This window comes from Arthrobacter sp. TJ-178, from assembly GCF_058269275.1.
This window is the reverse complement of record NZ_JBZCNK010000007.1, coordinates 35,908-60,000: the sequence shown is the minus strand read 5'-3', so window position 1 is coordinate 60,000 and position 24,093 is coordinate 35,908. Positions and strand designations below refer to the sequence as shown.

25 protein-coding genes are annotated in these 24,093 nt (G+C 65.2%); 12 read left to right on the top strand and 13 right to left on the bottom strand.

Annotated features, from left to right (window positions below):
- The first annotated feature begins 28 nt into the window (after nucleotides 1-28).
- Together AC4D2Q_RS16665 and AC4D2Q_RS16660 are read left to right on the top strand one after the other, a co-directional pair.
- A complete protein-coding gene (locus AC4D2Q_RS16665) occupies nucleotides 29-526 on the top strand; it encodes a MarR family winged helix-turn-helix transcriptional regulator (RefSeq protein ID WP_490927712.1) in 498 nt (165 codons plus the stop codon).
- Between the two features lie 155 nt (nucleotides 527-681).
- Nucleotides 682-2,334 (top strand): MDR family MFS transporter, encoded by a 1,653-nt coding sequence (locus AC4D2Q_RS16660; RefSeq protein WP_490947622.1) that lies wholly within the window; start codon nucleotides 682-684, stop codon nucleotides 2,332-2,334.
- A gap of 155 nt (nucleotides 2,335-2,489) precedes the next feature.
- On the opposite strand, the gene AC4D2Q_RS16655 is transcribed toward AC4D2Q_RS16660, so the two are convergent.
- Genes AC4D2Q_RS16655 through AC4D2Q_RS16645 form a run of 3 tightly spaced genes read right to left on the bottom strand, consistent with a single transcriptional unit; the run spans nucleotide 2,490 to nucleotide 5,703 of the window.
- Nucleotides 2,490-3,716, bottom strand: a complete 1,227-nt coding sequence (locus AC4D2Q_RS16655; RefSeq protein WP_490947560.1) for an FAD-dependent oxidoreductase — start codon at nucleotides 3,714-3,716, stop codon at nucleotides 2,490-2,492.
- Entirely contained in the window at nucleotides 3,713-4,486 is a 774-nt protein-coding gene (locus tag AC4D2Q_RS16650; RefSeq protein WP_490947559.1) for a class I SAM-dependent methyltransferase, read from the bottom strand. The genes AC4D2Q_RS16655 and AC4D2Q_RS16650 overlap by 4 nt, the downstream gene beginning before the upstream one ends.
- Nucleotides 4,483-5,703, bottom strand: coding sequence for a type III polyketide synthase (locus AC4D2Q_RS16645; RefSeq protein ID WP_490947558.1), 1,221 nt, complete (start codon nucleotides 5,701-5,703; stop codon nucleotides 4,483-4,485). Before AC4D2Q_RS16645 ends, AC4D2Q_RS16650 begins: the two co-directional genes overlap by 4 nt.
- Nucleotides 5,704-5,938: 235 nt before the next feature.
- Between AC4D2Q_RS16645 and AC4D2Q_RS16640 the strand changes: the two genes are divergently transcribed.
- Both AC4D2Q_RS16640 and mmsB read left to right on the top strand, forming a co-directional pair.
- Nucleotides 5,939-7,387 (top strand): MFS transporter, encoded by a 1,449-nt coding sequence (locus AC4D2Q_RS16640; RefSeq protein ID WP_490947557.1) that lies wholly within the window; start codon nucleotides 5,939-5,941, stop codon nucleotides 7,385-7,387.
- 104 nt (nucleotides 7,388-7,491) lie between these two features.
- Nucleotides 7,492-8,439, top strand: coding sequence for a 3-hydroxyisobutyrate dehydrogenase (gene mmsB / locus AC4D2Q_RS16635; RefSeq protein ID WP_490947556.1), 948 nt, complete (start codon nucleotides 7,492-7,494; stop codon nucleotides 8,437-8,439).
- Between the two features lie 24 nt (nucleotides 8,440-8,463).
- Here mmsB and AC4D2Q_RS16630 read toward each other — a convergent pair whose 3' ends face one another.
- Entirely contained in the window at nucleotides 8,464-9,243 is a 780-nt protein-coding gene (locus AC4D2Q_RS16630) for a cytochrome c oxidase assembly protein (RefSeq protein ID WP_490947555.1), read from the bottom strand.
- A gap of 2 nt (nucleotides 9,244-9,245) precedes the next feature.
- Nucleotides 9,246-9,731, bottom strand: a complete 486-nt coding sequence (locus tag AC4D2Q_RS16625) for a DUF2243 domain-containing protein (RefSeq protein ID WP_490947554.1) — start codon at nucleotides 9,729-9,731, stop codon at nucleotides 9,246-9,248.
- Nucleotides 9,732-9,847: 116 nt separating this feature from the next.
- Here AC4D2Q_RS16625 and AC4D2Q_RS16620 point away from each other — a divergent pair, with 116 nt between their 5' ends.
- From AC4D2Q_RS16620 to AC4D2Q_RS16600, 5 genes are all read left to right on the top strand, one after another.
- Nucleotides 9,848-10,144, top strand: coding sequence for a DUF503 domain-containing protein (locus tag AC4D2Q_RS16620; RefSeq protein WP_490947553.1), 297 nt, complete (start codon nucleotides 9,848-9,850; stop codon nucleotides 10,142-10,144).
- Nucleotides 10,145-10,288: 144 nt separating this feature from the next.
- Nucleotides 10,289-12,037: a 3-ketosteroid-delta-1-dehydrogenase gene (locus AC4D2Q_RS16615; RefSeq protein ID WP_490947552.1), complete on the top strand. Its 1,749-nt coding sequence runs from the start codon at nucleotides 10,289-10,291 to the stop codon at nucleotides 12,035-12,037.
- A 91-nt stretch (nucleotides 12,038-12,128) separates the two neighbouring features.
- Nucleotides 12,129-12,626, top strand: coding sequence for a DUF2975 domain-containing protein (locus tag AC4D2Q_RS16610; protein WP_490947551.1), 498 nt, complete (start codon nucleotides 12,129-12,131; stop codon nucleotides 12,624-12,626).
- Nucleotides 12,626-12,883: a helix-turn-helix domain-containing protein gene (locus tag AC4D2Q_RS16605; protein WP_490927724.1), complete on the top strand. Its 258-nt coding sequence runs from the start codon at nucleotides 12,626-12,628 to the stop codon at nucleotides 12,881-12,883. The genes AC4D2Q_RS16610 and AC4D2Q_RS16605 overlap by 1 nt, the downstream gene beginning before the upstream one ends.
- Before the next feature lie 161 nt (nucleotides 12,884-13,044).
- Nucleotides 13,045-15,426: a Tex family protein gene (locus tag AC4D2Q_RS16600; protein ID WP_490947621.1), complete on the top strand. Its 2,382-nt coding sequence runs from the start codon at nucleotides 13,045-13,047 to the stop codon at nucleotides 15,424-15,426.
- Here AC4D2Q_RS16600 and AC4D2Q_RS16595 read toward each other — a convergent pair.
- From AC4D2Q_RS16595 to AC4D2Q_RS16565, 7 genes are all read right to left on the bottom strand, one after another.
- Nucleotides 15,423-15,692, bottom strand: a complete 270-nt coding sequence (locus AC4D2Q_RS16595) for a hypothetical protein (protein WP_490947550.1) — start codon at nucleotides 15,690-15,692, stop codon at nucleotides 15,423-15,425. The two genes, AC4D2Q_RS16600 and AC4D2Q_RS16595, sit on opposite strands and share 4 nt — an antisense overlap.
- Before the next feature lie 16 nt (nucleotides 15,693-15,708).
- Nucleotides 15,709-16,524, bottom strand: coding sequence for a cupin domain-containing protein (locus AC4D2Q_RS16590; RefSeq protein ID WP_490947549.1), 816 nt, complete (start codon nucleotides 16,522-16,524; stop codon nucleotides 15,709-15,711).
- Nucleotides 16,524-17,510 (bottom strand): DUF6807 domain-containing protein, encoded by a 987-nt coding sequence (locus tag AC4D2Q_RS16585; RefSeq protein WP_490947548.1) that lies wholly within the window; start codon nucleotides 17,508-17,510, stop codon nucleotides 16,524-16,526. The genes AC4D2Q_RS16590 and AC4D2Q_RS16585 overlap by 1 nt, the downstream gene beginning before the upstream one ends.
- Nucleotides 17,510-18,613: a Gfo/Idh/MocA family protein gene (locus AC4D2Q_RS16580; protein ID WP_490947547.1), complete on the bottom strand. Its 1,104-nt coding sequence runs from the start codon at nucleotides 18,611-18,613 to the stop codon at nucleotides 17,510-17,512. The genes AC4D2Q_RS16585 and AC4D2Q_RS16580 overlap by 1 nt, the downstream gene beginning before the upstream one ends.
- A gap of 363 nt (nucleotides 18,614-18,976) precedes the next feature.
- A complete protein-coding gene (locus AC4D2Q_RS16575; RefSeq protein ID WP_490947546.1) occupies nucleotides 18,977-19,669 on the bottom strand; it encodes an HAD family hydrolase in 693 nt (230 codons plus the stop codon).
- 47 nt (nucleotides 19,670-19,716) lie between these two features.
- On the bottom strand, nucleotides 19,717-20,157 hold the full coding sequence (locus AC4D2Q_RS16570) for a very short patch repair endonuclease (RefSeq protein ID WP_490947545.1): 441 nt from the start codon (nucleotides 20,155-20,157) through the stop codon (nucleotides 19,717-19,719).
- Between the two features lie 45 nt (nucleotides 20,158-20,202).
- A complete protein-coding gene (locus AC4D2Q_RS16565; RefSeq protein WP_490947544.1) occupies nucleotides 20,203-20,427 on the bottom strand; it encodes a hypothetical protein in 225 nt (74 codons plus the stop codon).
- Between the two features lie 199 nt (nucleotides 20,428-20,626).
- Between AC4D2Q_RS16565 and AC4D2Q_RS16560 the strand changes: the two genes are divergently transcribed.
- On the top strand, nucleotides 20,627-21,619 hold the full coding sequence (locus AC4D2Q_RS16560; protein ID WP_490947543.1) for an asparaginase: 993 nt from the start codon (nucleotides 20,627-20,629) through the stop codon (nucleotides 21,617-21,619).
- 103 nt (nucleotides 21,620-21,722) lie between these two features.
- Entirely contained in the window at nucleotides 21,723-21,959 is a 237-nt protein-coding gene (locus AC4D2Q_RS16555) for a YegP family protein (RefSeq protein ID WP_490947542.1), read from the top strand.
- A gap of 87 nt (nucleotides 21,960-22,046) precedes the next feature.
- On the opposite strand, the gene AC4D2Q_RS16550 is transcribed toward AC4D2Q_RS16555, so the two are convergent.
- A complete protein-coding gene (locus tag AC4D2Q_RS16550; RefSeq protein ID WP_490927733.1) occupies nucleotides 22,047-22,196 on the bottom strand; it encodes a hypothetical protein in 150 nt (49 codons plus the stop codon).
- Between the two features lie 225 nt (nucleotides 22,197-22,421).
- Between AC4D2Q_RS16550 and AC4D2Q_RS16545 the strand changes: the two genes are divergently transcribed.
- Nucleotides 22,422-24,092, top strand: a complete 1,671-nt coding sequence (locus AC4D2Q_RS16545; RefSeq protein WP_490947541.1) for an FAD-binding dehydrogenase — start codon at nucleotides 22,422-22,424, stop codon at nucleotides 24,090-24,092.
- Nucleotide 24,093: the final 1 nt, after the last annotated feature.

The window sequence follows — 24,093 nt, the reverse complement described above, 5'->3', positions numbered from 1 at the left end:
CAAACAACATTATTCAGACAGGTGTTTTGTGGCAGTCAACCAGCAGTCGGCCGAAGAACTCATCAGCTTGGTCTTCAAGCTCCAGCGCCAGCTGCGTTGCCTCTCGCAGAAGAGTGCGGATCCGCGGGGGCCGGGCACTGCTCTGCAGGGAGTAATGCGGATGATCGGCGATGCCGGCGAGATCCGGGCCACCGAACTGGCCGAGAAGCTGGGCATCGGGGCGGCAGGACTGAGCCGGCACATCACCGAATTGGTGGAGATGGGCTACGTCTTCCGGCGGCCCCATCCGGATGACGGGCGGGCGTACCTGATGAGCCTCACCCCGGTGGGAACCCGGGTGGTAGCTGACGAGATGCGCCGCCGCGCAGCCCTGCTCCAGGACATGCTCGGAGACTGGACAGGCGAAGAAGCACGTTCGGCCAGCGAATCGCTGGCCAAGCTCACAGAATCACTACACACAGCAATCCGCGCAATGAAGCCGGGTACCCAACAGATGCCCATCCCGGCAGGAGAGACAGCGAAGTGACAGAGTCGCAGAGAACCACAACCAGTCCCGGCCAGGACGCCACGGCGTCCGCATCCGGCATCGACCCCAAGAACCCCAACGAACCCAACAACCCCAAGGCCGCCAAGGGCCGCCGGAGCGCCAAGCCTGCCCGGCAGAACCACGTTCCCGGCGAAATGAGCCACCGCCAGATCCTCCAGGCCCTGACCGGCCTGCTCGCGGCATTGTTCACCGCCATGCTGAGCACCACCATTGTGGCGAACGCCCTGCCCACCATCATGGCGGACCTGCACGGCACGCAGACGGACTTCGCCTGGGTGGTCACGGCGGCGCTGCTGGCCAACGCCGTCTCCACCCCCATCTGGGGCAAGCTCGCCGACCTGTTCAGCAAGAAACTGCTGGTCCAGCTGAGCATCATCGTCTTCGTCATCGGCTCCGTGGTTGCCGGCCTGGCGGATAACATGCCCGTCCTGCTCACCGCCCGTGTCATCCAGGGCATCGGCATGGGTGGCCTGACCGCGCTGGTACAGGCCGTCATCGGATCGATCATCCCGCCGCGCGAGCGAGGCCGGTATTCCGGCTACATGGGTGCGGTCATGGCTGTCGCCACGGCCGGCGGCCCGCTGCTGGGCGGTTTCATCGTGGACAGCCCGCTGGGCTGGCGCTGGACCTTCTTCCTCTGCGTGCCGCTGGCCGTAGTGGCACTGTTCCTGCTTCAGGTCACGCTCCGCCTGCCGCACACCCGCCGCAAGGTCAGCATCGACTGGCTCGGTTCGCTCCTGCTGACCGCCGGTGTCTCCCTGCTGCTGATCTGGGTTTCATTCGCCGGCAAGGCCGACTACTACGAGTGGATGTCCTGGCAGACCGCCGCCATGGTGGGCGGCGCCGTCGTTCTCCTGGCCCTGCTGGTCCTCGTGGAGTCCAAGGTCCGCGAACCCATCATCCCGCTGCAGATCATCCGCCAGCGCACAACGGCCCTGGCCATTGTGGCCTCCGTTTCCGTGGGAATCGCGATGTTCGGCTCCACCACCTTCCTGGGCCAGTACTTCCAGATTGCCCGCGGCTTCAGCCCCACCGAAGCCGGCCTGCTGATGCTTCCGATGATCGCCGGCAACCTGGCCGGTTCCGTGGGCTCCGGGCAACTGATCAGCCGCTTCGGTAAGTGGAAGCGGTTCCTGATTGCGGGAACGATCATGGTTATCGCCGGGACCGGGCTGGCAGGAACCGTGGACCACGAAACCGACATGGTCCTGGTCAGCCTGTACATCTTCGTCCTCGGCCTGGGCATGGGCCTGCTCATGCAGAACCTCGTCCTGGCGGTGCAGAACACCGTCCGGGTTTCCGAGGTGGGCTCTGCCAGCGCTTCGATTGCGTTCTTCCGCACCGTTGGCGGTGCCATCGGTGTCTCGGTGCTGGGTGCCGTCATGTCCAGCTCCGTGAGCAGCCGTGCTGCTGACGGCCTGCGCGCCGCCAACATTCCGGTGTCCGACGGCGGTGCCGGCGACTCGCTCGACATTGGCAGCCTGCCGCCCGCCATCCAGGGCATCTTCCGTGCCGCATACGGCGACGCCACTGCCACGATCTTCCAGATCGCCGCAGTCATCTCCGTGGTGGCATTCATTGCCGTGCTTTTCATCAAGGAGCAGATCCTGCGCCGCACGCTCGACATCAAGCCGACCGCCACGACATCGGTTGAGCCGGGGATGAACGGCGGCTCCGATGTGGGGAACTCCGGAGCCATGTCCACCGTGCCGGGCACTGCCCAGGACAACGGAACCGCCGCAGACGCCGCGGAAACCGTGCAAGGCAGCGGCGCCGCAAGGCGATAACCCTCCGGCCGACGGCAGTGCCGCCGGCCGGAGGCCGCGGGCTCAGCAGTGACAGGTCGTGCACCTTCAGGCCCGGTCCCCTCAGGGGCCGGGCCTGATCGCGTTAAGCTGCGGCTGTGCAATGACCTGTGTCAGCCACAAGCTGCACCGCCGGCCTATTGCATGGTGAACCGGCGGGCTACCAGGTTGCCGGCCGACGGGGACCGGAGGATCCGGGCTACCCCCGCATTGCGGCCCGCCAAAATCCTCGGAGCCAGCGGCCTGCCCAGCGCCATGTTCAGCTGGGCCTGCAGGGAAGCCACAAGCGCAGCCCGGCGACGGTCCCGGCCGTAGGCTTCCAGCTTCGATCCAACATCGTGTCCCTGCAGGGAGGCGGTGATGATCGGGGCGAGTCCCTCGGCATCCAGCCAGCCGAGATTCATGCCCTGGCCGCCGATGGGACTTACCTCGTGGGCGGCGTCACCGATGAGTACGGTGCGGCCCCGGACCAGCCGGCGCGCCAGCCCTGTGCGCACCGAAAAAGCACTGAGCATGGTGTTGGTTTCCGGATCCGGATGCATTCCGGTGCGCTCACGGACCAGGCGGGCCAGGTCCATCGCTGTGGCCGACCCCATCAGCTGGTCGGTGTGGGCAACCCATCGCCGGACGCCGCCGGGCAGGGGGAAGCTCTCCACGATGCCGCCGGACTCGAGGTACAGAACGCCCACGGCGTCGTCCCCGGTAGTGTCCGCAAAGTCTCCCATCAGATAGGTGTCCGGGAGCGTGCGGGTCCGGCACTGTGTTCCCACCAGCTGGCGCAGGCCGGAACGGGCGCCGTCGGCCGCCACTGCGATCCGTGCCGACAGGGCAAAAGTTTCCCCCCGGCCCTCCGGGTCACCGGCAGGGCCGGTGCCCGCTGCGCCGGTGCCGAGCAGCAGAACCCGGCCGTCGTCGTCGTGCAGTCCACTGACTCTCGCCCCGCGCACCAGTGCACCGGGATCCAGTTCGCGCAGTCGGGCCTCCAGGATGGCCTCGGTGCGCAGCTGGGGAAGGGTTAGAACGTAGGGAAACCGCTTGGACACCGCGGAAAAATCCACTTCCGCCACACGCCGGGCGCCGCTGCGGGCCTCGCCGCGGCGGATCTGGACGCCTTCGCCGCTCATCATTTCGGCAACCCCGGCAGCAGCCAGCGCGTCCAGCGCCGGGGGATGGATACCGATGGCGCGTGAATGCGCCGAGCGCTCCGTCCGCTGCTCCAAGACCTGCACGCGCACACCCTCCTGAGCCAACAGCACAGCCAAGAACATGCCCACGGGTCCGCCGCCCACCACTGCCACATCGGAAACAGGTCGGGGAACGGCGGCGGACCGGAGCTGGGCAGCGGGCTGCAACGGCGGCGTCACGGCTGCTTCCCGGCGGGCGAATACAGCAGCAGGTTCTGCCATGGCCGGTGCTGGACGCAGTCCCACTCCGGCGGGGCGGCGGCGGCCAGTTCGGAGGCGGTGTAGCTGCGGCGGATGGAGGTCAGCCCGTCCTGCCGGATGAAGCTGCCGGGGAAAAACGGCAGGGTTCCGGCCGAGAAGAGGGCATAACCCCAGCGGTTGCGCTCAATATCGCTGTGCAGAACCAGCCGGGTGGCCAGCTGTTCCGAGTCGGCGAGCAGGGAACTGAACTGCTCATCGGTGAGGTGGTGCAGGACATGGTTGGAAATAACGACGTCGTAGGTCCTGCCTTCGGCGACCAGCTCGCTGCTGAACGCGCGGCGGAAACTCAGCCCCGGCACGTCACGGCGCGAAGAGGCGAAGCCATGCGCCCGTTCATCCGGGTCGATTCCGGTGATCTCCAGGCGCAGGCCGTCCCGCCGTGCCCAGCGTGCCAGCATCCGAGGAACGTCGCCGCCGCCTGAACCGATGTCCAGCAGCGTGTTGGTCCGCTCGGTTTCGAACCGGGGACGCAGGTACCGGACATAATTGCGCCGCCAGCCGGAGACCACTGAGTTGATCAGCCAGAACTGGGCATAGGTGCGCTGCAGCTTTGCCGGGTCGCAGTCGGAACGGTCCATTTCTTCCACTGCGCGGACATCCCGTTCCGTGAGGGACCGCAGGCGCGGCGGGGTGAGCCGCCGCGCCAGCGGCCCCTGGGTGAGGTGGCCCGCGGAAGTTCCGGTGCTCACACGCCTGCCGGAGCCGGGACGGCGGCCGGGTCTGTAGCTGCTGCCGGCAGCTGCTCTGCCGTGGAGTCGCCTGTTGCGGGCTCAACGGGACCTCCCACGCGGGTGAAGAGTCCCGTTTCGACCGTCAGCCCGGGACCGAAGGCCATGGAGCAGATGCGCTCGTTGCCCCCGCGGAACGGCTGGTCCAGGATGTGCTTGAGAACGAACATCACCGTGGCACTGGACATGTTGCCCCAGTTGCGCAGGGTTTCGCGGGCCGGAACCAGCTGCTCCTCGGTGAGGTCGAGCTTGGCCTCCACCTTGTCCAGAATGCTCCGGCCGCCGGGGTGGATGGCCCAATGCTCAATGTCGCGGTAAGCCTGCCCGGTGAGGCTGGGGTCCTTGGCAAGCAGCGGTTCCAGCGCGCCGACAATGTGATCATCGATGATGTGCGGCACGTACGTTCCCAGCACCATCTCAAAGCCCTCGTCACCGATGTTCCACGCCATCGATTCCTCGCCCACCGGAGTCAGGATGGTCTCGAAGTGGTCCAGCTGGATTCCGGGGGCGTTGCCGGGCAGGTCCCGGGCGGTAATCACGGCCGCAGCAGCACCGTCAGCAAAGAGCGAGGAGCCCATGATGGTGTCCGGGTCATTGGAGGTCCGCACGTGCAGGGAGCACAGCTCGGCGCTGACTATCAGGACCACGGCACCGGGGTCCGCTTCGCAGAAGGACTTGGCTGCCCGCATTGCCGGGAAGGCCGCGTAACAGCCCATGAAACCCAGATGGAACCGCTGCACCGACGGGTTCAGGCCAAGCGCCCGGACCACCTTGTAGTCGGGTCCCGGATTGAAGAAACCCGTGCAGGAAACGGTAATGACGTGGGTGATGTCTCGGGCGGTGATGCCCTCGCAGGCATCAACTGCCTTTTGGGCGGATTCAATGAAAAGTTTGGTGGCCTCGGTGGCAAAGATGTCATTCCGGGTTTTTGTGCTGGGACTGAGCATGTTGCCCGTTTCAGCATCAAAGAATTGCGGGTGTGCGGACCGGCTGGAGAGTGAAAGCTCGGTCAGGGCCGTGCGGCGGGTATCGATGGCAGCTGAGTTGAAGCAGGTATTGACCAGCCTTTGTCCCAGCCTGGTAAGGCCGGGCTGGGCGGCAAAGACGTCTCGTGCCTCGGTTTGTACCAGCACGGTGGGCGGGACAGCAATTTCCAGTGATCTGAGGGTAACCGTCATAGTCCATTCTTAGGGGAATGTTCTGCGGGACACAATGGTGCGGTCCGCTGCAACTTCCCGCGGGGAAGCGCGGCCGGGACCCGGGGCGCCACCGCAATTGGATCGATTTCCGGAGCGGCACGGTGTTTATGGGGATTGAGGAGACCGCGTTATGCGTCCATACTCAATGAAACATTGCAGCCCGGCCGCCGGGAGGCGGCGGGAAATGTCAACGGAGACATGTCAGGAGCACCCCATGAGTACGAAAATTCCACGGCAGGGCGGGTCTCCGGCGGGCGGCGGCAGGGAGCGCGCGCCGGAGGGGCTGAAGAAGGTTGTGGTGGCCTCCATGGCCGGCACGGTGGTGGAGTGGTACGAATTCTTCCTCTATGCGGCGGCGTCGACGCTGGTTTTCGCCAAGCTCTTCTTCCCCAATGCCGAAACGGAACTGGACGGCATCATTGCAGCCTTCGTGACCTATGCCGTCGGCTTTGTGGCCCGGCCCATCGGCGGCATTGTGTTTGGTCACTTCGGCGATAAATTCGGGCGGAAGAAGCTGTTGCAGCTGAGCATCATCTTGGTGGGCTTGTCCACCTTCCTGATGGGATGCCTGCCAGGCTTCGACCAGGTGGGCTACTGGGCTCCCGCCATGCTGGTGGCGCTGCGGTTCATCCAGGGCTTTGCCGTTGGCGGTGAATGGGGCGGCGCCGTGCTGCTGGTGGCGGAGCACAGCCCCAACAAATCCCGCGGGTTCTGGTCCAGCTGGCCCCAGTCCGCCGTGCCCATGGGCAACCTGCTCGCCACCGGTGTGCTGTTCCTGCTCTCCGCGACGCTTTCTTCGGATGCCTTCCTGGGGTGGGGCTGGCGTGTGGCTTTCTGGCTCTCGGCGGTGATCGTACTGGTGGGCTACTACATCAGAACCAAGGTCAGCGATGCCCCGATCTTCCTGGAAGCGCAGAAGGAGGTCGAGGAGGAAGCCAAAGGATACGGCGTAATCGAGGTCTTCAAGCGCTACCCGCGCGGGGTCTTCACCGCCATGGGGCTGCGTTTCGCCGAGAACATCCTCTATTACCTGGTGGTGACGTTCTCCATCACCTATCTGAAGCTGGTGGTGGAGGTGGATACCTCCCGGATTCTCCTGCTGCTGCTCGTGGCGCACTTCATTCATTTTTGCGCAGTACCTGTGGTGGGGAAGCTGTCCGACCGGCTCGGCCGGCGTCCTGTCTATCTCGCCGGGGCAGTATTGGGTGCTACTTGGGGCTTCTTTGCGTTCCCCATGATGGATACGGCAGATGACCTGGTGATCTTGGGGGCCGTCACCATCGGCCTGTTGTTCCACGCCCTGATGTACGCGGGGCAGCCCGCCATTATGGCCGAAATGTTCCCCACCCGGATGCGTTATTCAGGTGTTTCGCTGGGGTACCAGGTGACATCGATCGTTGCAGGTTCGCTGGCCCCCATCATCGCCACCTCGTTGCTGGAGAAATACGACTCGTCCACTCCGGTGGCCGTCTACCTGCTCTGCGCCTGTGCGGTCACCGCCTTCTCCGTGCTGATGCTGCGGGAGACCAACGGCATCTCCCTGCAGGACGTGGATGCCGCCGATGCCCGCGGCACCGCGGATCTCCTGGCAGCATCCCGGACCGCAGCCGCGAAAAAATCCCCGGCCAAGGGGACAGCTGCCAAGTCCGGCCGCCACAAGTGACCGGACCCGGCGAAATTCTGCTCTTGAACACCCAACACCCGGGTGACATTCTGATTTCCGCGCCTGCAGGATGCAGGCGCCCACAAGCAAAGGAGCTGTGAATCATGGCTGCAGTCGGATGGATTGGACTGGGAAACATGGGCGGCTACATGTCCGCCAACATGGTGAAGGCCGGGCACACCGTGCGCGGTTACGATCTGAATCCCGCAGCGGTGGCGGCGGCCGCCGATCACGGTGTGCAAACCGTGGACAGCATCGCTGAAGCGGTGGAAGGAGCCGACGTCGTCTTCAGCATGCTGCCCAAAGGCGAGCATTCACGCTCGGTTTACCTGGGGCCGGACGGAGTCCTGGCGCACGCAGACACCCGGACGCTGCTGGTGGACTCCTCCACCATCGACATTGAGTCGGCACAGGCACTGCACGACGCCGCCGCTGCCGCCGGCTTCCGCTTTGTGGACGCTCCGGTCTCAGGAGGAATGAGCGGTGCCGAGGCCGGAACGCTGACGTTCATGGTGGGAGGTGAACCTGGTGCGGTGCAGGAAGCCGGCGCATTTCTTGGGCCGATGGCCGGCAACGTGATTCCCACCGGAGGAGCCACCACGGGCCAGGCGGCGAAAATCTGCAATAACCTGATGCTGTTCATCAACCTTGCGGCCACCTCCGAAGGGGCCGTGCTGGCCGACCGGCTCGGTCTGGACAAGCAGGTGTTCTGGGATATCGCGTCAGTGTCTTCCGGTGACAGCTGGGCACTGCGCACCTGGTACCCCGTCCCCGGAGTGGTGGAATCAGCAGCTTCCAACAACGATTTCGCCCCGACCTTCACCACAGAGCTCGCCAACAAGGATATCAACCTGGCCATCGCCGCCGCCCGGGCCACGGGGACGCCGCTGGAGATCGGTGAGCATGTGCAGCAGCTCTTCCAGCGACTGGTGGACGCGGGACAGGCTGGAAAGGACTGCTCCATGATTGTCTCGCTGGTGGACGGGAGCCTGGCGGAAAAGACCGGAACCGGCGGAGCGGGGGCAGAGCTGTCAGCTGGCGGACGCAGCTAGGAGGAGACAGTTAGGAGGAGACAGCTAGGAGGAGGCGGCGGAGGGAAGCCGGTACGGCGGCCGCTGGGCGGAATACCACTGCCGGCACAAAAGGAACATCAGGACCAGCTCAACCACTCCGCCGCCGTAGTACAGGATCAGTGCTCCTGCCTCTCCGTTTGCCCGGTCGACTCCTGCCGGCGGATCGGCGTAGAGCGACTTGGCCAGGATGTTGTGGGCCGCTGCCGAAAGAACCAGCACCACGGCACGCAGCCGCAATCGGGCGCGGTGCGGCATGGGGTCCCGGCCCACGAGGGCAGCGGTGTACAGGTACCCGGCAGCCGCCAGGTGGAAGGTCACCAGCCAATGGACCGGCATTGATTCCTGCATGGCGGTAAACACGCCGGTCCGGAACATCACCACCATCCCGCCGACGTTGAGGACGGCGGCAGTTACCGGGAAGGTCAGGAACCGCAGCGGCCGGCTGCGCAGAACACGGGAGAGCCGGCGGGCTGGAACAACATCCAATGTGCGCAGTGCAAGCGACACCGGCCGGGACAGCACCAAAAGCAACGGTCCCAGCATCCCGGCCAGGAGGTGGGTGAAGCTCAGGGCGGCAAAATGCGTGTGGCTGCGCCCTGCCAGCGGATCCAGGACAGTAATAAGAACCGCGGCCACCCCGGCCGTAAACAGTACGGCGCGGTGCAGCGGCCAGTTCCGGGAACGGGCTGACACAGTGCCTGCCCAATACGCGGCAACGGCTGCGGCGGCCGGTATCAGGAACAGCAGTTCAACGCTGAATCCGCCTGACTGGTGATGGTCCACCGTTAGGCCCGGGGAGCGCCGGCGCGGGCAGGCACCGCATCCCGGGTCCGGTAGAGCAGGACGGCACCGGCAAGAATCATCACCGCCGCAGTCAGATTCCAGATCAGGTCGTAGGGCAGCAGCGGAACGTTGTAACGGATCTGGTGCAGTTCCAGAAGCTTGTGATGGACAGTCCCGTCATACAGCTGAAAACCGCCGGTCCCCACCAGGACGGCCCCTGCCCAGCGTGCGGGCAGAAGGATGGCACGGCGGCGCAGGTCTGCGAAAAGGAAGAGTCCGGCCACCACGGCGAACCAGCCGAAGGCGTGAAACAGCCCGTCGGAGACCAGCCCGGCGGCGAGGGTGGATTTGTCATAGAAATGGTGCCAATGCAGGAGCTGGTGAAAGACCACTTCATCCACAAACGCCGCCACCCCGATTCCCACCAATACTCCGGAGAGGACGTTGCGGCGGGTTGGACGGACCGGAGCGTTAGCGGGCGTGCTCATCCAGAGAAGATAACACCGGCTCACCGGCGGGCGCACCCCGGCCCGGCGCCCCTGCCCGCGCCCGCCGGCAACCAGCCACTGGCATTTGCGGGCAGGCATGCACCACGATGGGGCCCATGTGGATAGGAATCATTGAGTTTGATCTGTTGTTGGGAGACGTGCATTCGCTCAAGGGCAAACGTTCAGTCATCCGCCCGATTCTGGCCGAGCTGCGGAGAAAATATGAGGTATCGGTCGCCGAAACCGGTGAGCCGGACCTGCACCGGCGTGCGGGAATCGGGGTGGGGTTGGTGACTGCGGACAGTGCCCATGCGGTGGAGGTCCTCGACGCCGTCGAACGCCTGCTGGCCGGACGGCCGGAAATCGAACTGCTCAGTGCCCGACGGCGGCTGTTCAGCTCCGAGGACTGGTAACCGGAGAGCGCGTCCCGTTATGCACCACGCCCATCCTGATACTGGGTTTCACTTAGCATCCGGGTTAGGGTGCACAAACAGCGGTACAACGAAGTTTCGCGGTGTGCTGACAAGTTTCACGACTGAGAACCTAGGGAGATAGCAATGGCGCAATCCGTACCAGCGAGGAAATTCACGGCACAGGACACGACGGTGGATCTGTTGATCATCGGCTCAGGTACCGGAATGGCTGCGGGTTTGGCAGCCGCAGAACAGGGCTCCTCGGTTCTGATCGTGGAAAAGACCGCCACGGTGGGCGGGTCCACGGCTCGTTCCGGTGGAGCATTCTGGATTCCCAACAACCCGGTCCTCAATGCTGCCGGAGCAACTGACACACCCGCTCGGGCCACAGCGTATGTCGACGCAGTCGTCGCCGGCACTTCCTCCGCAGAACGTTGGCAGGCTTTCCTGGACAACGGAACCGCCACGGTGGAAATGCTGCAGCGCACCACGCCCATGAAATTTATGTGGGATGAAGAGTATTCGGATTACCATCCGGAACAGCCGGGCGGATCCGCTGCGGGCCGCAGCTGTGAGTGCAAGCCCTTCGACGCAAATGTCCTCGGTGAGGAACGCGGCCGGCTTCGCGGCGGCACCATGGAGTCATCTTTGCCGATGGCCATCACCGGCAAGGACTACCGTGCGCTCAACCTGATCTCCAAAGCACCGGTCCAGGGGTTCAGTGCCGCAATCACCCGAATCTTCCAGGGAGTTGGCGGCCTCGCACTGAAGCGGGACTACGTGGCCGGCGGGCAGGCGCTCGCCGCCGGGTTGTACGCCGGAGTGCTGGCGGCCGGCATTCCCGTCTGGACCGAAACCTCCCTGGTGCGGCTCGTCACCAAAGATGGCCGGGTGACGGGAGCGGTGCTGCAGCAGGACGGCCGCGAGGTCACGGTGACCGCACGGCAGGGAGTGGTCCTCGCCGCCGGCGGATTTGATCATGACATGGCCATGCGCCACAAGCATCAGTCGGAAATGCTGGAAAACTGGAGTTTCGGCAGTGAAGGAAACACGGGTGACGCCATTAAGGCCGCTGTTTCTGTCGGTGCCGGCACGGCACTGATGGACCAGTCCTGGTGGTTCCCGGCCGTTGCCCCTGTGCCCGGCGGATCGCCGATGGTGATGCTCGCGGAGCGCTCCCTGCCCGGATCCTTCATTGTGGACGGCAGCGGATCCCGTTTTGTGAACGAGGCCCAGGACTACATGTCCTTTGGCCAGCGCGTGCTGGAACGTGAACGCCAGGGCAACCCGGTGGGCACTATGTGGATGCTGTTCGACCAGGAATACCGGAACAGTTACATCCTCGCCGGGAGCCTGTTTCCCCGGATGTCGCTGCCGGAGAAGTGGTATGAGGAAGGCATTGCGGCCAAGGCCGACAGCCTGGGCGAGCTGGCACGGAAAATCGGCGTGCCGGAGGAAGCTTTTGCGGCAACAGCCGCCCGGTTCAATGAACTTGCCGGAGCCGGTGTCGATGAGGACTTCCACCGCGGATCGAGCGCTTACGACCGGTACTACGGCGATCCCACGGTTCGGCCCAACCCCAACCTGCGTCCCCTTTCCGGCAAGGTGTTCTACGCCGTCAAGGTTGTTCTCAGCGACCTGGGTACGTGCGGCGGTCTCACCGCTGATGCGCGCGGACGAGTCCTGACCGAAGACGGCTCAGCCGTTGACGGCCTGTATGCCATCGGAAACACCGCTGCCAACGTTTTCGGCAAGAGCTATCCGGGTGCAGGGGCAACCATCGGCCAGGGGCTGGTCTACGGCTACATTGTGGCCCGGGATGCTGCGGAGCGTTCGGCCGGAGCTGCGGAAGGGAACCGGGAGGGAGCGGGAGCAACACCGGCGGCGGGCTAACCTTCCGCCGGGGGCTTGTCCTTCCTCTCGATAGTCGATAGATTTATGCTGAAAATCAATCGGTGTTCATCAATCGACGAGGGGAAACGTCATGAGCAGGTTTACGATCCTGGCGCTGCGCGTTGTCCTGGCGGCAGTACTTGCCGGCACGCTGTTTGTGCAGACCGTCATGGTGCCCCTGCTGGCCGCTGACCTGACGCAAGCGGGCCCGGGCGCAGACGCCGTCCGGGTTCCCGTCGTCGTCATCATTGTCCTGGGCCTCATCGCGGTGCAGGTCATCCTGGTTTGTGTCTGGTGCCTGTTGACCATGGTGCGCAGGGGAACAGTGTTTTCCCCGGCCGCCTTCCGCTATGTGGACGGGGTGATCGGTGCCGTGAGTGCGGGTTCCCTGCTCCTGTTCGGACTGGGTGCTGTGCTTGCTCCGGGAGAGGGCGTGGCGCCCGGCGTCGTCCTGCTCATCGGCGGAGCGGGGCTGGCCGTCGCCGGAGGTGCACTGATTGTCCTGGTGCTGCGGATGCTGCTGGCCCGTGCTGTCGCCACGGATGTGGAGGCAACGCAGTTGCGCAGCGAACTCGGGGAGGTGATCTGATGCCCATCATCGTGGACATCGACGTCATGGTGGCCAAACGGAAAATACCGGTGGGTGTCCTGGCAGAGCGCATCGGAATCACCCCCGCCAACCTCGCCGTCCTGAAGAACGGCCGGGCCAAGGCCGTGCGCTTCACCACGCTGGCCGCCCTGTGCGAAGTGCTGGACTGCCAGCCCGGTGACCTGCTGCGGTGGGAGCCGGACGAGGAGACACCGGTTGATGAGCTTGCCGCGCCCCGGCCCGTGAACCGGCAATAGTTGACTGATCCTGCGGCCCGTAGGGAACAATTGGGCGGGTGAGTCTTCCTTCGGTACACCCCAAGAACCCGGCAGCGTCCTCCCCAACCCGTCCCGCCCGGCAGGAGGGCGGCAAAGCCGGCACGGCCGCCGAGCAGGTCACCGGCCGGGTCTGCGCACAGATCGCCGCGGAGCTGGATGTGGCCCCGTGGCAGGTGCGTGCCGCCGTCGACCTTCTGGACAGCGGCGCCACCGTCCCCTTCATCGCCCGGTACCGCAAGGAGGTCACGGGAACCCTCGATGATGCGCAGCTGCGCGAACTCGACGAGCGCCTGCGGTACCTGCGGGAGCTGGAGGACCGGCGGCAGTCCGTCCGGGAAGCCATCGAGAGCCAGGGCAAGCTGACCCCGCAGCTGGCCGCGGCCATCGCCGCAGCGGACACCAAGTCCCGGCTCGAGGATATTTACCTGCCGTATAAAACCAAGCGGCGCACCAAGGCGCAGATGGCGCGGGAAGCCGGGCTGGGACCGTTGGCAGAGGGGCTGCTGGCCAACCCTTCGCTGGATCCGGAACGGGCCGCCGCCGGATATGTGAACGACGCCGTCCCGGACGGGGCGGAAGCGCTCGCCGGAGCGCGGGCCATCCTGATGGAACGGGCGGGCCAGGACGCTGACCTGCTCACTGAGCAGCGCGAGCGGCTCTGGAAGCAGGGCAAGCTGCGTTCGCAGGTCAAGGCCGGCAAGGAAACCGAAGGCCAGAAATTCGCCGACTACTTCGCGTTCACCGGCTCGCCGTCGAGCATGCCCTCGCACCGGGTGCTGGCGCTGCTGCGCGGGGAGAAGGAAGGCGTCCTGGACCTTGAATTGGCGGAGGCTGACCCGGCCGACGCCGCAGCCCTGACCGCAGCCCGGCAGAAGTACGAACGGGCAGTGGCCGCTCACCTGGGCGTGAGTGACCGCGGCCGGCCGGCCGATGCCTGGCTTCTGCAGACTGCGCAGCTCGCGTGGCGGCGGATCCTGGCCAAGCTCTCTGCCGATCTTCGCGTCCGCCTCTTCACTTCCGCTGAAACCGAAGCAGTGCGCGTCTTTGCCGCTAATCTCCGTGACGTCCTGCTGGCAGCCCCGGCCGGGAACCGGCCCACCCTGGGGCTGGATCCCGGACTGCGCACCGGTGTGAAGGTTGCGGTGGTGGACGGCACCGGCCAGTCAGTGGCCACCGACACCATCTATCCGCATGCCCCCGCCCGCAAATGGGATGAGGCGCTGTCCCGGCTCGCGGAGCTGGTTAAGCAGCACCATGTGGAGCTGATTGCCATCGGCAACGGCACCGCCTCGCGCGAAACCGACAAGCTGGCCACCGAACTTATCCGGCTGCTGCCCAACGCAGGCCTGCAGAAGCTGGTGGTCTCCGAAGCCGGAGCCTCCGTTTACTCCGCGTCCGCCCTTGCCTCGGCGGAACTGCCGGGAATGGATGTGTCACTGCGCGGAGCCGTGTCGATTGCCCGGCGGCTGCAGGACCCGCTGGCGGAACTGGTGAAGATCGACCCCAAATCGATCGGTGTTGGCCAGTACCAGCATGATGTCAGCGCCGCCAAACTGGAGCGTTCCCTCAACGCGGTGATCGAAGACTGCGTCACCGCCGTGGGAGTTGATGTCAACACCGCATCGCCGGCGCTGTTGACCCGCGTGGCCGGCGTTGGGCCGCTGCTGAGCGAGAACATCGTGGCCTACCGCAATGAGAACGGGCCCTTTGCCCGCCGTGCCGATCTGAAGAAGGTGCCCCGGCTGGGCGCGAAGGCCTTTGAACAGTGTGCAGGGTTCCTGCGCGTTACCGCGGGGAGCGAGCCGTTGGACGCCTCCAGTGTGCATCCGGAGTCCTACGGCATTGCCCGCAAAATTCTTGCTGCGGCCGGTGCGCGGATGAGCCCGGCCGGTGCGCCGCTGGATCACCTGGAGCCGTCCGCATTTGTGGATGATTCGGTGGGTCTGCCCACGATTCTGGACATCGTGGCCGAACTGCGCAAACCCGGCCGTGACCCCCGGCCGGAATTCCGCACCGCGACCTTCTCAGAGGGTGTGGAGAAGATTTCCGACCTCCAGCCGGGGATGGTGCTGGACGGCGTGGTCACGAATGTGGCCGCCTTCGGGGCATTCGTTGATGTGGGGGTGCACCAGGACGGACTGGTCCATATTTCGGCCATGTCCTCCACCTTCATCTCGGACCCGCACGACGTCGTGAAGTCCGGACAGGTGGTCAAGGTCAAGGTGCTGGAAGCCGACCCGGACCGTAAACGGATCTCACTGACACTTCGCCTGGACGACGACGCCGCTGCCGCCGGCCCCCGGGCTCCGCGGGAGAGGACACCTAACGGCCGTCCGGCAAACGGAGGCAAGGCAGCCGGCCGGACAGCAGCGGCAAAGAGCGGCGGCGGTAAGGGGTCAGCTCCGCAGCGCAGCGGCAAGGCGGGATCGCCCGCTCCCGACAGCGGGCGCCGTCGTCCGCAGGTTCCCGCGCAGCCGCAGGGGCCGATGGCCGAAGCGCTGCGCCGGGCCGGGCTGGTTTAGCCGTCCGAGGACTCGGGTTCGGACAGGGCTTCTTCCGGGGCCGTGCCGCCCGCGGCAGCGGGATCGTCGGAGTCCTTGCCGGAGTGGCCGGCCGGAACCGTGCCCGCGGGGGAGGTGCCCTGAGCCTCGCGGATGTTGGCGGCCTTCGGTTCCCGCTGGGCGTCCTGTCCCGGCCGGCGGGGGCCGCCCGTCGGTTCGGGCTGGGGCGTGCTGGGACCCAGGGGATCCTCATCGGTGTTGGCAGGTCCTGCGGGTTCGGTGGTCATTGAGTGCCTTTCTTCCTCACTGGTTTTTGGAGACTACCACCGGGTCCTTGTGATGATCCGCGCCGGCCGCGTTCCCGGTTTCCTCGAGTGCGGGCAGAAGATTCCAAGTTTGGAGCCGGCCGCACATCCCGTACACGGGATCGGAGGAGATGGGTGCGGCGGAGCGCACGACGGCGCGGGTCAGATGGGCGCCGTCGCCCTGTGCCAGCCGCTCCAGCTGCTCCAGGCTCTGCTGGGCCTGAGCCAGCGGACCGTTGCGGACGAGGGCCGTCCACGTTGCCACTTTGTCCCGAACGAGTGCGGCCGCCTGCCGGTAGAGGTGTTCCAGGGCCTGCGGTCCTTCGGCTTCGACGCGGGAGCGAAGGGCAAGGAATCCTTCCATCGCCAGGTCCCGGCGGGCAATGACGGCAGCCTCCCTGGCTGCCACTGTGCCCTCGGAGGGGAGGGCGGCTGCCTTGCGGTATGTGTCCGGATCGTTCAGATAGCGTTCGGGGAAAGTCATGACGGCGTCACCGTTTTCCGGCAGCCCGGAATTGCCCATGACGGCCACGATTTCCAGGGCGCCGTCGTCGTTGATGAGCCGGTGGACCGTGCCCGGGGTAAACCACAGCACGGTGCCCGGCGCCAGGGGATGCTCGTCAAACCCGGTGGAGCTGAGGGTCTGCACCCGTCCGCGGCCGGCCACCACAACATAGCTTTCAGTGGTGGCGGTGTGTAAGTGGGGACTGCCGCCGCATTGCCCGTCCACTGCATCCCAGGTGTAGACGTTGATCCGGGTGACCCCGGTGCCGCCCGGGAATCCGGCTGCTCCGCCCCCGGTGACGGGAAGCATCAGCGGCCGGCCGCGGTGGAGGATCCGAGCAGCCGCAGGCTGGCCTCGGCCAGCTGCTCCGACCCCTCCACGCCCCGGTCCCGGTCCGCGATCACCACGGCGTACTCATAGGACAGGCGCTGCTCCGGCTCGAACGTGAGTTCCGTGGAGTAGTAGGGGGACGGGCTCACGACGGCGAAGATTCCGGTGCGGACAAACCATTCGGTGTTCTCGGCTCCGGGATAGGAATTGTGGGGGGAATCGACGAAGACCAGCGTGGAAGCCCCGCCCTCGCCGTCGTGCTGGCCGCTGAAGGCCATCCACGGGGAACGGATTCCGTTAAGGTCGTCGCCGCCTTTCCTGCCCGGGATGTAGACGGAGCCGCCGGTAAAGGAGCGGGGTCCGCGCCAAAAAAGTCCGCCGTAGCCGGCATTCTCCCGGCCCTTGGTGGTGGGGCTGCCCATCACGATGTCGGATCCGGACACATTGGTGAAGGAAGTGGAATAGGTCAGCGTCCAGGCCCGCTCGTCTGGTTCGCCGTCGAGCACGTCCACCGCAAACCGGCGCTCTTCCCGGACCCACAGCTCACCGGCCTGGGTAATCCACTCCAGGTTTTCCACCACCGTGATGCGTTCCGCAGTTGCCTCCAGGGAGGCGAAATCGATGTGCCGGGTGGAGCCGTTGTTGTCCAGCTGCTCGTAACCGCGTCCGCGGTTGTACGTGGGTCCGCCCCAAAAATTCTCGGTTCCCACATTCGGCAGGGACCACGCCATTCCCTTGTGCCAGAGATGGTCATGGGGGCGGTAAGTGCTGACTTCCTTGCCGCCCAGGGTCGTCAGCGGATGAAAATAGGGACGCGGGGATTCAAACTGGGCATCCCACGGACGGTACACATACCGGAAAATCTCCTGTCCGTTGAAGCTCACCCGGAGGCTTCGGTCATACTCGTGCACCAGCGACAGCCCGGCGCTGACCGGTTCGGTGGGATGGGAGGGAAGCTGAGGCATTAGTGGCTCTCTTTCACATCGGTCCACGGAGCACGGTTTCCGTCCATGGCACCGTAGAAGGGGGAATCGGGACCGATCTGGCCCCGGGAAACGGGCTGGCGGGTGAAGGCCGAGGCGTATATGGCGGCGATGAGTTCCATGGTTCGGCGCGAATCGGCGCTGGCCACCGGCGGTGCGGCATCGGACTCAAGGGCATCGAAGATGGCGGCGAATTGGGACGAATGGCCTGACGCCCTGCCGGTCAGTCCCTCTTTCCACAGCCGCTCAAGATTTTCGCGTCCCGGAGCCGGGGTGAGCTGCCAGCTGTCATCCGAATAGCCGTACAGGTGCTCCAGTTCAACGGTGGCACCGCTGAAGTCGAAGCGCAGGTAGCTGGTTTCCTTCGGCGCCAGGAGGCTGTTGATAATGGTGGCGACGGTCCCGTTCTCGAAGCTGACGATCGCGGCGGAGAAGTCCTCGGTATTGGTGGGAAGGGCCTGTCGTGCAGCGACGGCCGTAACCTCGCTCCAGTTCCCCAAAATGGAAAGCAGGAGATCGAACTGGTGGATGCCGTGGCCCATGGTGGGTCCACCGCCCTCCACGAGCCATTGCCCCCGCCACGGCAGGTCAAAGTAGCTGTCCGGCCGGTACCAGAGCGTATTGCAGATTGCGGCCAGGGGGCGGCCAAGCTCGTCCTGACCCATGAGTCGTTTGAGGTTTTCCGCGCCGGATCCAAAGCGGTGCTGGAAAACCGTGGCGAAGAAGCCCTCCGAAGCGGCCTCCGCCTCGGCGATCTCATCCATATCCGCCAGCGTCAGGGCCGGAGGCTTTTCGGACAGGACATTCACGTTGCTGCGCAGCGCTTCAACAGCCTGCTCCTTATGGAACCCGGGCGGCGTGCACAGGTGGACCAGATCCAATTCCTCGGCTGCCAGCAGCTCCGTCAGAGAGGAATAGCGGCGGGGAATGTTCCACTTGTCGCAGAACTCGGACAAGCGGCCCGGATCGATGTCCACGGCGGCAACCACCTGGGCCCTGTCGCTGAGGGTCGACATGCTTTGGGCATGTGCGTGGGCGATGCCGCCGGTACCGATGATGGCGGTTCGGAAGGGGGAACGTGTCATCTGCGAAAGCTCCAGAGGGTGCGAAGGATTGGCGGAGCGGGCGGGGTGCATCGTTGCTTCCCGACCAGCGGTTGCCTCCGGGCCGGAGCTTGCCGGCAGGTTCGGAAAGCGCTTCCGCTGCGGCTTACCCTCGTACAGATAAGAGGTGATGTCAATGACTCGAAGCCCGTGTCCGTGCCCGGCATCCGCCTCAGGCAGCCGCTCCCGGCGGGCAGCTGGGCTGGCAGAACAGTCCTTCCCCGGCGAGCAGAACGGGTGGATAACCGGGCGGACAGAGCGAAGGGCCGGGGAACTTATTTCCCCGGCCCTTCGTCTGGCTCTTCTGTTCTGTTGGGTGCAGTTGGTTCCCTGATTGCCAGGGGGTCAGCTGCGGCTGATGAGCTTCCCAAGCAGTGACGCGGACAGATTATCCAGCAGGTCGCGGGGATCTTCGAAGATCTCCTTGGCTCCGGCCTCGCGCAGTTCGGCTTCGCTGGTGCCGCCGCAGAGCAGCCCGATGGTGGGGATCTCCAGATCGGCGGCTGCCTTCACGTCCCAGACTGAATCGCCGACAAAGATGGTGTCTTCAGCTGCAAGGGAGGAGGTATCCAAGGCTGCCTGCAGGATGTTCGGTGCCGGCTTGGACTCTTCCGCGTCGGATGAACTGGTGGCGGCGGCAATCGCCGAATCGGCGTCGATCACGCCGCGCAGGACTTTCAGCTCGGGTTCCGTCGCCGAAGAGGCCAGTACCACGGTCAGGTCCTGGTCTGCGCAGGCGAGCAGGAGCTCGCGGGCGCCGTCGAAGGAACGCAGGGACGGCCACCAGGCGGAAAAGATGGCACCGTGGGTGTCGTCGAGTTTCTCGTCCTCGTCCGTGTTCCTGTCTTCCCCCAGCAGATGTTCCACGAGTTTGTCTCCGCCCATGCCGATGGCGCGGTGCACGGCGGACATGGGGACGTCGTGGTCCATTCGACGGAACGCCTGCCACCAGGCCACAGTGTGCAGATAGTTGGAATCGACCAGTGTTCCGTCGACGTCGAAAAGGACGCCGCGCTTGGCGGCGCTGTTCTGTGCCATGTAGGTCCTGCCTTCACTTGAGTGCGATTGAGGTGAGGTTTTAGAGTCTAGTGACCGCCTGACCGGGGTGGGCCAAGGAAGCTGACAAGTTGATCCTCCAAAGCGCTGCGGTCCTTCAGCTCGCACTCCCATACCGTCAGCGATTCCCACCCTGCCAGGGCCAGCGACTCTACTGCTGCAGCATCGCGAAGCGCAGTCCGCTGCCGTTTCTCGGCCCAAAAGGCGCCGTTGGTCTGCGGTGCATGCTGTCCGGCGGGACAACTGTGCAGATGCCAGAAACAGCCGTTGACGAAAATAACTTTGCGCCGGGCAGCGAAAACCAGGTCGGGCTTTCCCGGGAGCAGTTTTCCGCCGGCGGAGCCGTGAAGGCGGAACCGGTAGCCGGCTGCGTGAAGGAGCCGCCGTACCAGGAGCTCGGGTTTGGTGTTCTTGCTCCGAATCCGGGACATGTTCCGGCTGCGCTGCTCAGCAGTGACGGTATCGGCCATGAATCCAGTCTAGGTAAGGGTGGATGCTGCGCCCGCCGGGAACAGTTAGATGCAGGTGCCGGTGTAGGGATCGCAGAGTGACTGTCCCGTGGGTACGGCAAAGGTTCCGTCGCCGCCCTCAACCAGCCGCAGGGCGCCCAGGTCTTCCAGGGACTTAAGGACGTTCAGGGTCTGCACTCCGCCGAGGTCGAACTCCTCGGCAACATCCTGGGGCTGGACCCTGCCGTAGCGGCGAACAAAGTCGATGACGTTTTGGTCAATGGTCTGCATGGTGCCCTTCTTGCTTTTCGCGTTACTTCTCACGCCGCGTCACTTCTCACTCGGCGCGCTATTGGGTCCAACACGGGCCCCGCCCGCAGCATTCCCAGGATCAGCTTCCACGCAGCCGGTACAGTGCTGCGCCCTAGCCACAACCTGCAGGCGCGGCCTACCTTGGCTGGTAAATGCGAAACACGCGAAGGGCTGGTTTATGGCTTCCATCCGAATCATCGGCACTGGTGGGACCATCGCGTCCCGGAGCACCGGGCCCGGCGGGCTGGTGCCCTCTGATCACGCCGCGGATTTGATCCGTACGCTCTCCCGGCGGCATACCGTTACCGTGCAGGACGTCATGGTCACCGGAAGCTACCTGCTGCAGCTCTCGGACCTTCGCCGCATTGCTCAAGCAGCCCGGAATGCAGTTATGGATTCCACCGTGGACGGCGTGGTTATCACGCACGGAACGGACACCATGGAGGAATCTGCCTTCCTGCTGGACCTGGTCCACAGCTCGCCCAAACCCGTGGTGTTTACCGGTTCCAGGCGTCCCGCCGACAGTCCTGCTCCGGATGGACCGCAGAATCTGGAAGAGGCCGTGGAGGCCGCTGCCTCTCCGGAACTGCGCGGCACCGGCGTGCTTATTTCATTTGCGGGGACGGTCCGATCCGCCCGGGGCTCTTTCGCCGCCAGCACCACGGCTGCAGACCCCTTTGCCGGCGGCACCGAGGTGGCACACTTCATCGGCGACAGCCTGCACGTAACAGCCCGGCCGCTGCGTCCGGCAGCGCTGCGCATGCCGGGCGAGAAGTTCGACGCCGCCCGGGTCAGCATCATCGACTGTCCGCTCGGCGCGGATCCTGATCTTCTCTCCTATGCCGTCCACGCCGGCGCCGACGCCGTTGTCCTTGCCGGGACAGGGCTCGGAAATGCCGGCCCCGGATTTGCTGAAGCAGTCCAGGATGCTGTGCGGGCGGGGTGCTTTGTGGTGCTGAGTTCCCGGGTGCCGTTTGGGCCCGTGGTACCGACGTACGGGGCAGGGGGCGGAGTTGACCTGGTGCGGGCCGGAGCCATTCCGTCGGGGGACCTCAAGCCTGCTCAGGCGCGCATCCTCGCGGCCCTGCTCACCTCTCAGCCGGCCACTCCGGAACAAATTCTCCGCGCCCTCACGGCCGCTCCCGGGAGGCAGGGCGGGCAGTCCGGATGAGCACGCCTCAGCAGGTACTCGAATTTTGAATCGGATGGTTCCGCCAGCCGTAAGCTGGCTTACTATTAAGGGCACAGATGTACCCCTTACAAGGAGGTAAGAGATGTCGGGCTACTTCAAGCTGGTAGACGCCCACGACGGCGCGTTCCGGATTAAGCTCATTTCCGGTGACGGCGCCCTGATGGCGGTATCAGCGATGTTCCCCACGAAGCAGGCGGCTGTTGCCGGTATTGAACTGCTGCGCGAGATTGCAGGCACCGGCCCGATTGTGGACCAAAGCCATGACGCCGATGTACTGGGCGAGGCCAGTCACAGCACTGGAAGGGCAAAGGCGTCCTGACAGGAAAGCCCGGCGGTTCGGGCGTCGTACCAACTGAGAAGGCCTGGGATTCCGTAGTGGAATCCCAGGCCTTTTGCTGCTGCCGGCCTACTTCTTGCCGGCGTCGTCTCCCTCAGCTGCATCCTGGGTGTGCTGGCGCTGCGTATCGGCGTCGGAGGAAGTGTCTCCTTCGGAAGGAGCCTCGTTGTGGGTGCGGTTCTGGTCCTCGCCGGATGCGGGGTTTTCCTTCTCAGCCATAGTTTCTCTCCAGTCAGGTCGGGGCGGACGGCAGCTCTCTGAAAGCACAGTCCATAACCCCAAGTCTAGGAACGAGCGCTTCGGGCAGAAAGGGGCAAGGACCAAGTGGCCAATTTAGCGGGAGATGCGGCCAGATCAGCGGGCGGTGCAGCCGCGGGACGGCTCGCGGTCACCATGAACTATCGGTCCTAGCCAGAGGCACACTCTGCCGGTACCGTGAACCGGATGCAGCCAACCACAGATGCAGACGTCATTGTTGTAGGAGCCGGACTGGCGGGGCTGGTGGCAACCTCGGAACTCATTGATGCCGGCCGCACCGTGATTCTGCTGGAACAGGAGGGCGAGGCTAGCCTCGGCGGCCAGGCCTGGTGGTCCTTTGGCGGACTGTTCATGGTGGATACACCCGAGCAGCGGCGGCTGCGGGTCCGGGATTCTGTGGATCTGGCCTGGCAGGATTGGCTGGGAACGGCAGGGTTTGACCGGCCGGAGGATCATTGGCCCCGCCGCTGGGCCGAGGCCTACGTTCACTTCGCAGCCGGGGAAAAACGTGCGTGGCTGCATGAAATGGGCCACCGGATTTTCCCTGTAGTCGGTTGGGCGGAACGCGGCGGTTACGGTGCCACCGGCCCCGGCAACTCCGTGCCCCGGTTCCACATCACGTGGGGCACCGGACCGGGCATCACTGCACCGTTCGAAGCAAAGGTGCGCGACGGCGTCGCCCGCGGCCGGGTCCGTCTGGCCTTCCGCCACCGGATGGAAGATCTGACGCTAAGCAACGGAAGCGTCACCGGGGTTCGCGGCACCGTGCTGGAGCCGACGACGGCGGTTCGCGGCGCTGCGACCAGCCGCGTCCCGCTGGCGGAGTTCGAGTTCACTGCCGGCGCCGTCGTTATCACCACTGGTGGAATTGGCGGTGACCATTCCCTGGTGCGCAAGGCGTGGCCGGCGCGGATGGGTCCTGCGCCGGCCACCATGCTCAGCGGGGTGCCTGAACATGTGGACGGCCGGGGAATCCTTGCCGGTGAAGCTGCCGGCGGCCGGGTCATCAACCCGGACCGGATGTGGCACTACGTGGAGGGCATCAAGAACTGGAACCCGGTGTGGGCGAACCACGGCATCCGGATCCTGCCCGGGCCCTCCTCGCTGTGGCTGGATGCTGCGGGACATCGGCTGCCCGTGCCGCTGTTTCCGGGCTTCGATACTCTGGGCACGCTGGAACATCTGCGCGGCACCGGCCATGAGTACAGCTGGTTCATCCTCAACAAGGCCATCATCCGCAAGGAGTTCGCACTGTCCGGGTCCGAGCAGAATCCGGATCTGACGGGTAAATCCGTGCGGGAGGTGCTGGGCCGTGCCACCGCCGGGGTGCCCGGGCCGGTGCAAAAGTTCCTGGACCACGGTGAGGACTTTCTCACCGCCGGCTCGGTGGAGGAACTGGTGGCGGGAATGAACGCGCTGGCGAAGGACTCCACCAACGGCGCTGCTCCGGTCCTGTCCGCCGAGGCCGTCCGCGGCGAACTGGAAGCCCGCGACCGCGAAATCGCCAATCCCTTCAGCAAGGACAGTCAGGTCACCGCCATCCGGGGCGCACGGAATTATCTGGGGGACCGGCTCATCCGCACGGCGACTCCGCGTCCAATCCTGGCTCCCAAAGACGGTCCGCTCATCGCAGTCCGGCTTTCCGTCCTGACCCGCAAGAGCCTCGGCGGGTTGGAAACCGATCTTGATTCGCGGGTCCTGGGGCTGGATGGAAATCCGGTTCCCGGCCTCTTTGCTGCCGGGGAAGCCGCGGGCTTTGGCGGCGGCGGGATGCACGGTTACCGCTCCCTGGAAGGAACCTTCCTGGGCGGTTGCCTGTTCAGCGGCCGCACAGCCGGGCGCGTCGCGGCACGGTAGC